This is a genomic window from Kitasatospora sp. NPDC057223, from assembly GCF_042669755.1.
Classification (GTDB): domain Bacteria; phylum Actinomycetota; class Actinomycetes; order Streptomycetales; family Streptomycetaceae; genus Kitasatospora.
In genome coordinates, this window is record NZ_JBHUWW010000037.1 from 49120 (window position 1) to 60972 (window position 11853).

The following is an 11853-nucleotide window of genomic DNA, read 5'->3' on the forward strand; positions in this document are numbered from 1 at the left end:
CCGTGCCGAAGCGCACTGACATCAAGTCCGTCCTGGTGATCGGCTCCGGCCCGATCGTCATCGGCCAGGCCGCCGAGTTCGACTACTCCGGCACCCAGGCCTGCCGCGTGCTGCGGGCCGAGGGCCTGCGGGTCATCCTGGTCAACTCCAACCCGGCCACGATCATGACCGACCCGGAGATCGCCGACGCCACCTACGTCGAGCCGATCACCCCGGAGTTCGTCGAGAAGATCATCGCCAAGGAGCGCCCCGACGTCCTGCTGCCGACCCTCGGCGGCCAGACCGCGCTGAACACCGCGATCTCGCTGCACGAGAACGGCACGCTCGCCAAGTACGGCGTCGAGCTGATCGGCGCCAACGTCGAGGCGATCCACAAGGGCGAGGACCGCCAGCTCTTCAAGGGCGTCGTCGAGGCCGTGCACGCCAAGATCGGGCACGGCGAGTCCGCCCGCTCGGTGATCTGCCACACGATGGACGAGATCATCGCCGGCGTCGACACCCTCGGCGGCTACCCCGTCGTCGTGCGCCCCTCCTTCACCATGGGCGGCGCCGGCTCCGGCTTCGCCCACGACGAGGAGGACCTGCGCCGGATCGCCGGCCAGGGCCTCGCGCTCTCCCCGACCACCGAGGTGCTCCTGGAGGAGTCCATCCTCGGCTGGAAGGAGTACGAGCTGGAGCTGATGCGCGACCGCAACGACAACGTCGTGGTCGTCTGCTCCATCGAGAACTTCGACCCGATGGGCGTGCACACCGGCGACTCCATCACGGTGGCGCCCTCCATGACGCTCACCGACCGCGAGTACCAGACGCTGCGTGACATCGGCATCGCGATCATCCGCGAGGTCGGCGTCGACACCGGCGGCTGCAACATCCAGTTCGCGATCAACCCGGACGACGGCCGGATCATCGTGATCGAGATGAACCCGCGCGTCTCCCGCTCCTCGGCCCTGGCGTCGAAGGCCACCGGCTTCCCGATCGCCAAGATCGCCGCCAAGCTGGCTGTCGGCTACACGCTCGACGAGATCCCCAACGACATCACCGAGCAGACCCCGGCCTCCTTCGAGCCGGCCCTCGACTACGTCGTGGTGAAGGTCCCGCGCTTCGCCTTCGAGAAGTTCCCGTCGGCCGACGCCACCCTGACCACCACCATGAAGTCCGTCGGCGAGGCGATGGCCATGGGCCGCAACTTCGCCGAGGCGCTGAACAAGGCGCTGCGCTCGCTGGAGAAGAAGGGCTCGCAGTTCTCCTGGGCGGGCGAGACCGGTGACAAGGCGGAGCTGCTGACGAAGGCCCAGGTCCCGACCGACGGCCGGATCAACACCGTCATGGAGGCCATCCGGGCCGGCGCCACCCAGGAGGAGGTGTTCGAGGCCACCAGGATCGACCCGTGGTTCGTCGACCAGCTCTTCCTGCTGGACGAGATCGCCGCCGAGCTGGCCGAGGCCCCCGAGCTCACCCCCGAGCTGCTGCGCCACGCCAAGCGGCACGGCTTCTCCGACCTCCAGGTCGGCGAGATCCGCGGCCTGCGCGCGGACGTCGTGCGCGAGGTGCGGCACGCGCTGGGCATCCGGCCGGTCTACAAGACGGTCGACACCTGCGCCGCCGAGTTCGCCGCGAAGACCCCGTACTTCTACTCGACGTACGACGAGGAGAACGAGGTCGCGCCGCGCACCAAGCCCGCCGTGATCATCCTCGGCTCGGGCCCCAACCGCATCGGCCAGGGCATCGAGTTCGACTACTCCTGCGTGCACGCCTCCTTCGCGCTCTCCGAGGCCGGGTACGAGACCGTCATGGTCAACTGCAACCCGGAGACCGTCTCCACCGACTACGACACCTCCGACCGGCTCTACTTCGAGCCGCTCACCCTGGAGGACGTGCTGGAGATCGTCCACGCCGAGCAGCAGGCCGGGCCGCTGGCCGGCGTCATCGTCCAGCTCGGCGGCCAGACCCCGCTGGGCCTGGCCCAGGCGCTCAAGGACAACGGCGTGCCGATCGTCGGCACCCAGCCCGAGGCGATCGACCTCGCCGAGGAGCGCGGCGCCTTCGGCCGCGTCCTCAAGGAGGCCGGCCTGCCGGCCCCCAAGCACGGCACCGCGTTCTCCTTCGAGGAGGCCAAGGCCATCGCGGACGAGATCGGCTACCCCGTGCTGGCCCGCCCGTCCTACGTGCTCGGCGGCCGCGGCATGGAGATCGTCTACGACGAGCCCTCGCTGGCCTCCTACCTGGAGCGCCACGCCGGCCTGATCTCCGAGCACCCCGTGCTCATCGACCGCTTCCTCGACGACGCGGTGGAGATCGACGTCGACGCGCTCTACGACGGCACCGAGCTGTACCTCGGCGGCGTCATGGAGCACATCGAGGAGGCCGGCATCCACTCCGGCGACTCCGCCTGCGCGCTGCCCCCGATCACCCTCGGCGGCTACGACATCAAGCGCCTGCGGACCTCCACCGAGGGCATCGCCAAGGGCGTCGGCGTCCGCGGCCTGATCAACATCCAGTTCGCGCTCTCCGGCGACATCCTGTACGTCCTGGAGGCCAACCCGCGCGCCTCCCGGACGGTGCCGTTCACCTCCAAGGCGACGGCCGTCCCGCTGGCCAAGGCCGCCGCCCGGATCTCGCTCGGCGCCACCATCGCCGAGCTGCGCGCGGAGGGCATGCTCCCGGCCCACGGCGACGGCGGCACGCTGCCCGCCGACGCGCCGATCTCCGTCAAGGAGGCCGTGATGCCGTGGAGCCGCTTCCGCGACGTGCACGGTCGCGGCGTCGACACCGTGCTCGGCCCGGAGATGCGCTCCACCGGCGAGGTCATGGGCATCGACAAGGTCTTCGGCACGGCGTACGCCAAGTCGCAGGCCGGCGCGTACGGCGCGCTGCCGACCAAGGGCAAGGTCTTCGTCTCGGTCGCCAACCGCGACAAGCGCAACCTGGTCTTCCCGGCCCGCGCGCTGGTCGAGCTCGGCTTCGAGGTGCTCGCCACCTCCGGCACCGCCGAGGTGCTCCAGCGCGGCGGCATCCCCGCCACCGTGGTGCGCAAGCACAGCGACGGCGAGGGCCCGAACGGCGAGCGGACCATCGTCCAGCTGATCCACGACGGTGAGGTCGACCTCATCATCAACACGCCGTACGGCACCGGCGGCCGCCTCGACGGCTACGAGATCCGCACCGCCGCCGTCTCGCGCGGCGTGCCGTGCCTGACCACCGTCCAGGCGATGGGCGCGGCCGTCCAGGGCATCGACGCGCTGACGCGCGACGAGGTCGGGGTCATGTCGCTCCAGGAGCACGCCGAGCTGATCAACGCCGGCCGCAAGTAGCACCACCGCAGTGGGGGGCACCGCAGGCCGGGTGCCCCCCACTTCCATGCCAGGAGGAGCACGCACCTTGTACAAGACCCTGTTCAACCTCGTCTTCCGGAAGATGGACCCGGAGAAGGCCCACCACCTGGCCTTCTTCTGGATCCGGCTGGCGGCCTCCGTCCCGGGCCTGCGGCAGCTGGTGCGCCTGGTGCTCGCCCCGCGCGACCGCGCGCTGCGCACCACCGCGCTGGGTCTCGACCTGCCGGGCCCGTTCGGCCTCGCGGCCGGCTTCGACAAGGACGGCCTCGGCATCGACGGCCTGTCGATGCTCGGCTTCGACTACGTCGAGATCGGCACCGTCACCGGTGAGGCGCAGCCCGGCAACCCGGCGCCGCGGCTGTTCCGGCTGGTCGACGACCGTGCGCTGATCAACCGGATGGGCTTCAACAACCACGGCTCGGCCCGGGTCGCGGCCCGCCTTGCGGCCCGCCCGCACACCAGCTCGACGCCGGTGATCGGCATCAACATCGGCAAGACCAAGGTCGTCGAGGAGGCCGACGCGACCGCCGACTACGTCAAGAGCGCCGAGCGCCTGGCCAAGCACGCCGACTACCTGGTGGTGAACGTCAGCTCGCCGAACACCCCCGGGCTGCGCAACCTGCAGGCCGTCCAGCACCTCGGCCCGCTGCTCTGGGACGTCCGCAAGGCCGCCGACGCGGCCACCGCGCACCATGTGCCGCTGCTGGTCAAGATCGCCCCCGACCTGGCCGACGAGGACATCGACGAGATCGCCGACATGGCCCTGCACCTCGGCCTCGACGGCATCATCGCCACCAACACCACGATCGGCCGGGACGGCCTGGTCACGCCCGCCGCGCAGGTCGAGGCGATCGGTCCTGGCGGCCTCTCCGGCGCTCCGCTGAAGGCCCGCTCGCTGGAGGTCCTGCAGCGCCTGCGGGCCCGTACCGAGGGCCGGCTGACCATCGTCTCGGTCGGCGGCATCGAGACCGCCGAGGACGCCTGGCAGCGCATCGTGCACGGGGCCGACCTGGTGCAGGGCTACAGCGCCTTCATCTACGAGGGCCCGTTCTGGATGCGCCGCATGCACAAGGGCCTCTCCGCCCGCCTGCGGGCCGGCGGCTTCGAGTCCCTCGCCGAGGCCGTCGGCAGCGCGAAGGCGAACTGACCGACCGCCGGCCGGCGGGAACCCGTGTGCGGACGAAATGACAGAGGCCGCCCGCTTTTGGGAGAGTTCAGACGCCGGCCCACCGCCCACACCGTGCCACCCCGGCCTTTGCCCGGGGTGGCCGAAAGGTCCCGCATGGCCCACCCGCTCAAGACCCGCGCCGAGGTGCTCTCCCGCACCGCCGAGGGTGCGTACCACCGCCTGGTGCTGCGCGCCCCCGGCGTCGCCTCCCGGGTCCGGCCGGGCCACTTCGCGACCCTGGCCGTCGGCGGCCCGGAGTCGGCGCTGCTGCTGCGCCGGGCCTTCGCCGTCCACCGGGCGGACCCCGCCGCCGAGACCGTCGAGCTGGTGATCGCCGAGCGCGGCGCGGGCAGCCGGGAGCTCGCCCGCAGCCGGCCCGGCGACGTCCTGGACCTGATCGCGCCGCTCGGCACGCCCTTCCCGCTGCCCGAGGGCCCGGTCAGCGCCCTGCTGGTGGGCGGCGGCTACGGCGGCGCGCCGCTGATCGCGCTCGGCGAGGAGATCAAGCGGCGCGGCGGCCAGATCGGCTTCATCCTCGGCGCGGCCACCGCCGGGCGGCTGTTCGGCGTCGAGCAGGCCAGGGCGCTCACCCCGGACGTCCTGGTGGTCACCGAGGACGGCTCGGCCGGCCTCACCGGCACCGTCACCGGGCCGCTGGCGCAGGCGATCCGGGCGATCGACGCGAGCGTCGTCCACGCCTGCGGCCCGATGCCGATGCTCCGGGCCGTCACCGGCATCGCCCAGGGCCTCGGCGTCCGCTGCTGGACGGCGGTCGAGGAGGCGATGGCCTGCGGCACCGGGATCTGCATGACCTGCGTCCTGCCGGTGGTCGGCGAGGACGGCGTCAGCCGTTTCGTCCGCACCTGCACGGACGGCCCGGTGTTCGACGGCGCGAAGGTCCGCTGGAAGGACATCGGCAGTGTCCCCGCCGACCTGCACGGCGCCCCGGCGACAGGAGAGCACTGATGGAGCCCGCGGACGTCGACCTCAGCGCCCCGCTCGGCGGCCTCACCCTGCCGAACCCGCTCACCACCGCCTCCGGCTGCGCCGGGTACGGGCGGGAGCTGGCCAGGTTCGTCCCGCTGGACGCGCTGGGCACCGTCACCACCAAGACGATCATGCCCACCGCCCGGGCCGGCCGGGCCACCCCCCGGATGGCCGAGACGCCCTCCGGGATGCTCAACGGCATCGGGCTGCAGGGCGCCGGCATCGACGCCTTCGTCGAACAGGAGCTGCCCTGGCTCGCCGAGCGCGGCGCCCGCGTCCTGGTGTCCGTCGCGGGGGAGCGGCTGGAGGACTTCGCGGACCTCGCGGCCCGGCTGACCGGCCGGCCGGGCGTGACCGGCATCGAACTCAACATGTCCTGCCCCAACGCGGCCGGCCGCGGCATGCTCTTCGCCGCCAACCCGGCCACCTCGTACGACGTGGTGCGGGCCGTCCGCGAGGTCGCCGACCCGGCGCTGCCCGTCTACGCCAAGCTCACCCCCGACGTCACCTCGATCACCGAGATCGCCGCCGCCTGCGTGCAGGCCGGCGCCGACGGCCTCTCGATGATCAACACCACCCTCGGGATGGCCATCGACCTGGACACCATGCGCCCCGCCCTCTCCGGTACCACCGGCGGGCTGTCCGGCCCGGCGATCCGCCCGGTCGCCGTGCGCTGCGTCTACCAGGTGCACGCCGCGATGGCCGCCGGGCGGATCCCGCCGGTGCCGATCCTCGGCATGGGAGGCATCCGCACCGGCCGGGACGCCCTGGAGTTCACCCTGGCGGGCGCGAGCGGCCTCGCCGTCGGCACCGCCCTGTTCAACGACCCCGCCGCCCCGCTGCGGATCCTCGGCGAACTGCGGGCCGAACTGGCCGCCCGCGGCTTCGCCAGGTTCACCGACGCGGTGGGCCACGCCCACCGCCCCACCTCCGATCCTGCCCCCACCCCCACCCCCACCTCCATCCCCACTCCCGCCCCTCCCGCTGAAAGGCCGTCATGACCCTCGCCCCCTTCGGAGCCCGCCTGCGCCACGCGCTCGACACCCGCGGCCAGCTGTGCGTCGGCATCGACCCGCACGCCTCCCTGCTCGCCTCCTGGGGCCTGAGCGACGACATCGCGGGCCTGGAGACCTTCAGCCGCACGGTGGTCGAGGCCCTGGCCGACCGGGTCGCCGTCCTCAAGCCGCAGGCCGCCTTCTTCGAGCGCTTCGGCAGCCGGGGCGTCGCCGTCCTGGAGCAGTCCGTCGCGGACGCCCGCGCGGCCGGCGCGCTGGTGCTGATGGACGCCAAGCGCGGCGACATCGGCTCCACCATGGCCGCGTACGCCGACGCCTTCCTGTCGCCGTCCAGCCCGCTGTTCTCGGACGCGGTGACGGTCAGCCCCTACCTGGGCTTCGGCTCGCTGCGCCCCGCGCTGGACCTGGCGCGGGCGAACGGCGCCGGGGTGTTCGCGCTCGCGCTGACCTCCAACCCGGAGGGCGCCGAGGTGCAGCGCGCGACCGGCGCCGGCGGCGAGACGGTCGCGGCCACGGTGCTGCGCCACCTGACGGCCGAGAACCAGGGCGCCGAACCGCTCGGCTCCTTCGGCGCGGTGGTCGGTGCCACGCTGGCCGACGCGGGCGTGGACCTGGCGATCAACGGGCCGCTGCTGGCCCCCGGCATCGGGGCCCAGGGCGCGACCATGGCGGACCTGCCGCGGGTCTTCGGCGGGGCCGTGCGCAACGTGGTGCCGAGCGTCAGCCGGGACGTCCTCAAGCACGGTCCGTCCGTCCCCGCACTGCGGGAGGCGGCGGCCCGCTTCGTCGAGGAGTTCGCCGCCGCCGTGAAGTGAGAGCGGCCTGCCGGCCCGCGGCGGGGCGCCCGGCGGCCCGGTGACCGGTGCCCTCGAACGCGCTGATCGGCGGCCTGCGGAGCGGTGTGAACCGGGGAGTGGGCGCGTCACGTAGAAGTGAGCGCCGTCACACTGGCGTGGGCAGGGGCCGGAATCGCGGCGGTTTTGCCCGGAAAAGTCCTGGTCGGCCTTTGCTGACCAGGACTTTTCGTGTTCTTTTCCTGACGTGGCGCCGCAATCCGGGTAGTGTCCCGCGATAGGTCACCACAGAGCGGCGATTACCGTCGCTCTCGCAGGTCAGAGCCCTTGGGTTCGCCTGTGGCAGGTGACCGGAACGTACCACCGTCATGGCTCATCCCTTCCTTCCACACCCTGAGGTGAACGGCGTGGCTCTTCCGCCCCTTACCCCTGAACAGCGCACCGCCGCGCTCGCCAAGGCCGCCGAGGCTCGGCGGGAGCGCGCCGAGGTGAAGAACCGGCTCAAGCACTCCGGTGCTTCGCTGCACGAGGTGATCAAGGCCGGCAAGGCCGACAACGAGGTCATCGGCAAGATGAAGGTCTCCGCACTGCTGGAGAGCCTGCCGGGTGTCGGCAAGGTTCGCGCAAAGCAGATCATGGAGCGTCTCGGCATCAGCGAGAGCCGCCGCGTTCGCGGCCTCGGCACGAACCAGATCGCCTCGCTGGAGCGGGAGTTCGGCGGCGCCGTCTCCTGAACCCCGAGGGGCGGTCCGTACCGTCCGTGCCCCGTGGTCTCCGGATCCTCCGCGATCCGGGATAATCGGTGCATGAGTGAGCGTCCGCGGCTGACCGTGCTCTCCGGCCCCTCGGGGGTCGGCAAGAGCACGGTCGTCGCTCATATGAGGAAGAAGCACCCCGAGGCCTGGCTCTCGGTGTCGGTCACCACCCGGCACCCGCGGCCCGGCGAGCAGAACGGGATCCACTACTACTTCGTCGACAACGACGAGTTCGACAAGCTGATCGCCAACGGCGAACTGCTGGAGTGGGCCGTCTTCGCCGGCAACCGTTACGGCACCCCGCGCGCGGCGGTGCTGGAGAAGCTCGACGGCGGTGTGCCGGTCCTGCTGGAGATCGATCTGCAGGGCGCCCGCCAGGTGCGGGAGTCGATGCCCGAGGCGCTGCTGATCTTCCTGGCCCCGCCGAGCTGGGACGAGCTGGTCCGCCGGCTCACCGGCCGGGGAACCGAGCCGCAGGACGTGATCGAGAAGCGGCTGGAAGCGGCCAAGATCGAGCTGGCGGCGGAGTCGGAGTTCGACACGACTCTTGTCAACACCTCGGTCGAGCAGGTAGCGGCCGAACTGCTAGCCTTGCTCGGTGTAGCCTGACCCGATTGGTCGTTTCGACCCGATCCGACCCGATCTGATCAGCATCTTGTTCTTTTCCACCCTTTCGGAAGGTCCCAGCATGTCCTCTTCCATGACCGCGCCCGAGGGCATCATCAACCCCCCGATCGACGAGCTGCTCGAGGCCACCGACTCCAAGTACAGCCTGGTGATCTACGCGGCCAAGCGCGCGCGTCAGATCAACGCGTACTACTCCCAGCTCGGTGAGGGCCTCCTGGAGTACGTCGGCCCCCTGGTCGACACCCACGTGCACGAGAAGCCGCTGTCGATCGCGCTCCGCGAGATCAACGCCGGCATGCTGACCGCCGAGGCGATCGAAGCTGCCTGAGCAGCCGACCGCTGCCGCACGGCCGCACTGCACGGGAGGGCCCGCCGGACGCATCCGGCGGGCCCTCCCGCGTGTGAGCCCCGACACAGTGCGGCCGGGATCTGAGGGGCCGTAAGGTGAGCACCGACCCGAGCGGACGGAGAGACAGGCCACATGAACGTGACCACGGACCGGACGAGCGCACCGCGCGTCGTACTCGGCGTCAGCGGTGGCATCGCCGCCTACAAGGCCTGTGAACTACTGCGCCGGCTCAGCGAGTCCGGCCACGAGGTCACCGTCGTGCCGACCGCCGCCGCACTGCACTTCGTCGGCGAGGCGACCTGGGCCGCGCTCTCCGGCCGCCCGGCCGCCGTCGAGACCTGGGAGAGCGTCCACCAGGTGCCGCACGTGCGGATCGGCCAGCAGGCCGACCTCGTCGTGGTCGCGCCCGCCACCGCCGACCTGATGGCGAAGGCCGCCCACGGCCTGGCCGACGACCTGCTCACCAACACGCTGCTCACCGCCCGCTGTCCGGTCGTCTTCGCCCCCGCGATGCACACCGAGATGTGGGAGCACCCCGCCACCCAGGAGAACGTCGCCACGCTGCGCCGCCGCGGCGCGATCGTGCTGGAGCCCGCCGTCGGCCGGCTCACCGGCGTCGACACCGGCAAGGGCCGGCTGCCCGAGCCGTCCGCGATCTTCGAGGCCTGCCGCGCGGTGCTGCGGCGCGGCGCCCTCGCCACCGACCTCGCGGGCCGCCACGTGGTGGTCTCGGCCGGCGGCACCCGCGAGCCGCTCGACCCGGTGCGCTTCCTCGGCAACCGGTCCTCCGGCAAGCAGGGCTACGCGCTCGCCGCGACGGCCGCCGCCCGCGGCGCGCGAGTGACATTGCTCTCGGCCAACGCCGAGCTGCCGGACCCGGCCGGCGTCGACGTGGTGCACGTCTCCACCGCCTTCCAGCTCCGCGAGGCCGCCCTCAAGGCCGCCCAGGACGCGGACGCCGTGGTGATGGCCGCCGCCGTCGCGGACTTCCGCCCCGCCGAGTACGTCACCGGGAAGATCAAGAAGGTGGACGGCGTCGACCCCGCCCCGGTCGTCCTGGTCCGCAACCCCGACATCCTCGCGGAGCTCTCGGCGGACCGCGCCCGGCCCGGCCAGCTGGTGGTCGGCTTCGCCGCCGAGACCGACCAGGTGCTCGCCAACGGCCGTGCCAAGCTGGCCCGGAAGGGCTGTGACCTGCTGGTCGTCAACGAGGTCGGCGAGCGCAAGGGCTTCGGCGCGGACGTCAACGAGGCCGTCGTGCTGGGCGCCGACGGCAGTGAGACGGCCGTCCCCTTCGGGCCGAAGGAGGCCCTGGCGGACGTCGTCTGGGACCTCGTCGCGGCCCGGCTGGCGGGGCCCGTCGGCTGACCGGACGGGGGCACCCGCAGCACTCGGCCGGTTGGCCCCTGCTCCGATCACCGGATGACCGGATTCGGTGAACAACGCCGTCTTTTCTGTCGGACGGAGTGCCCCTCGCCGGTAGCCGACCGTTACACTCCAGGAATCAAGTCTTTCCGGATGTCCCCGGTCCGCCGGGGGCCTTCAGTCAGCAGCCGCTGCAACCCCAGGGAGCGCTGTGTCTCGCCGCCTGTTCACCTCGGAGTCCGTGACCGAGGGACACCCCGACAAGATCGCTGACCAGATCAGCGACACCATCCTGGACGCTCTCCTCAAGGAGGACCCGACCTCCCGGGTCGCCGTGGAGACGCTCATCACCACCGGCCAGGTGCACATCGCCGGTGAGGTGACCACGAAGGCGTACGCGCCGATCGCCCAGCTCGTCCGGGACAAGATCCTCGAAATCGGGTACGACAGCTCGAAGAAGGGCTTCGACGGCGCCTCCTGCGGCGTGTCGGTGTCCATCGGCTCCCAGTCGCCCGACATCGCCCAGGGTGTCGACACCGCCTACGAGGCCCGGGTCGAGGGCGATGACGACGACCTCGACAAGCAGGGCGCGGGCGACCAGGGCCTGATGTTCGGCTACGCCAGCGACGAGACTCCCGAGCTGATGCCGCTGCCGATCACGCTGGCGCACCGCCTCGCGAAGCGCCTCTCCGAGGTCCGCAAGAACGGGACGATCCCGTACCTGCGCCCCGACGGCAAGACCCAGGTCACCATCGAGTACGACGGCGACAAGGCCGTCCGCCTGGACACCGTGGTGGTCTCCTCGCAGCACGCCAGCGACATCGACCTGGACTCGCTGCTCACCCCGGACATCCGCGAGTTCGTCGTGGAGCCGGAGCTGAAGGCCCTCGCCGAGCAGGGCATCAAGCTGGTCACCGAGGGTTACCGCCTGTTGGTCAACCCGACCGGGCGCTTCGAGATCGGCGGCCCGATGGGCGACGCCGGCCTCACCGGCCGCAAGATCATCATCGACACCTACGGCGGCATGGCCCGCCACGGCGGCGGCGCCTTCTCCGGCAAGGACCCGTCCAAGGTCGACCGCTCCGCCGCCTACGCCATGCGCTGGGTCGCGAAGAACATCGTCGCCGCGGGCCTCGCCCGCCGCGCCGAGGTCCAGGTCGCCTACGCCATCGGCAAGGCCGAGCCCGTGGGCCTCTTCGTCGAGACCTTCGGCACCGAGACCGTCCCCGTCGACCGGATCCAGGCAGCCGTGGTGGAGGTCTTCGACCTGCGCCCCGCCGCCATCATCCGCGACCTCGACCTGCTGCGCCCGATCTACTCGCAGACCGCCGCCTACGGCCACTTCGGCCGCGAGCTGCCGGACTTCACCTGGGAGCGCACCGACCGCACCGAGCTGCTGAGGAAGGCCGTCGAGGCCTGATCCGCACCCGCACCGCCAGGCGGCGGCCGCCCCGGACCAC

Annotated in this window: 10 protein-coding genes; all 10 read left to right on the forward strand. The window is 71.8% G+C overall.

Going from position 1 to position 11853, the window contains the following annotated elements; genetic code table 11:
- Nucleotides 1–2 precede the first annotated feature (2 nt).
- Nucleotides 3–3311 carry a carbamoyl-phosphate synthase large subunit gene (gene carB / locus ACFUK0_RS16035; RefSeq protein WP_380250425.1) on the forward strand — a complete coding sequence of 1103 codons (3309 nt, stop codon included), beginning with the start codon at nucleotides 3–5 and terminating at the stop codon, nucleotides 3309–3311.
- A 67-nt stretch (nucleotides 3312–3378) separates the two neighbouring features.
- Entirely contained in the window at nucleotides 3379–4479 is a 1101-nt protein-coding gene (locus ACFUK0_RS16040) for a quinone-dependent dihydroorotate dehydrogenase (protein WP_380250427.1), read from the forward strand.
- Nucleotides 4480–4614: 135 nt separating this feature from the next.
- The gene (locus ACFUK0_RS16045; protein WP_380250429.1) at nucleotides 4615–5466 is read left to right on the forward strand and encodes a dihydroorotate dehydrogenase electron transfer subunit; all 852 of its coding nucleotides are present in this window, start codon (nucleotides 4615–4617) and stop codon (nucleotides 5464–5466) included.
- Nucleotides 5466–6488 (forward strand): dihydroorotate dehydrogenase, encoded by a 1023-nt coding sequence (locus tag ACFUK0_RS16050; protein WP_380250431.1) that lies wholly within the window; start codon nucleotides 5466–5468, stop codon nucleotides 6486–6488. The genes ACFUK0_RS16045 and ACFUK0_RS16050 overlap by 1 nt, the downstream gene beginning before the upstream one ends.
- The gene (pyrF, locus tag ACFUK0_RS16055; RefSeq protein WP_380250433.1) at nucleotides 6485–7318 is read left to right on the forward strand and encodes an orotidine-5'-phosphate decarboxylase; all 834 of its coding nucleotides are present in this window, start codon (nucleotides 6485–6487) and stop codon (nucleotides 7316–7318) included. Before ACFUK0_RS16050 ends, pyrF begins: the two co-directional genes overlap by 4 nt.
- A 386-nt stretch (nucleotides 7319–7704) precedes the next feature.
- Nucleotides 7705–8031 (forward strand): integration host factor, actinobacterial type, encoded by a 327-nt coding sequence (gene mihF, locus ACFUK0_RS16060; RefSeq protein ID WP_073921446.1) that lies wholly within the window; start codon nucleotides 7705–7707, stop codon nucleotides 8029–8031.
- Between the two features lie 72 nt (nucleotides 8032–8103).
- Nucleotides 8104–8661 carry a guanylate kinase gene (gmk, locus tag ACFUK0_RS16065; RefSeq protein WP_380250436.1) on the forward strand — a complete coding sequence of 186 codons (558 nt, stop codon included), beginning with the start codon at nucleotides 8104–8106 and terminating at the stop codon, nucleotides 8659–8661.
- A gap of 79 nt (nucleotides 8662–8740) precedes the next feature.
- Entirely contained in the window at nucleotides 8741–9007 is a 267-nt protein-coding gene (gene rpoZ, locus ACFUK0_RS16070) for a DNA-directed RNA polymerase subunit omega (protein ID WP_030240625.1), read from the forward strand.
- 153 nt (nucleotides 9008–9160) lie between these two features.
- Nucleotides 9161–10396, forward strand: coding sequence for a bifunctional phosphopantothenoylcysteine decarboxylase/phosphopantothenate--cysteine ligase CoaBC (gene coaBC / locus ACFUK0_RS16075; RefSeq protein WP_380250438.1), 1236 nt, complete (start codon nucleotides 9161–9163; stop codon nucleotides 10394–10396).
- Nucleotides 10397–10604: 208 nt separating this feature from the next.
- A complete protein-coding gene (gene metK / locus ACFUK0_RS16080) occupies nucleotides 10605–11813 on the forward strand; it encodes a methionine adenosyltransferase (protein ID WP_380250440.1) in 1209 nt (402 codons plus the stop codon).
- Nucleotides 11814–11853 lie beyond the last annotated feature (40 nt).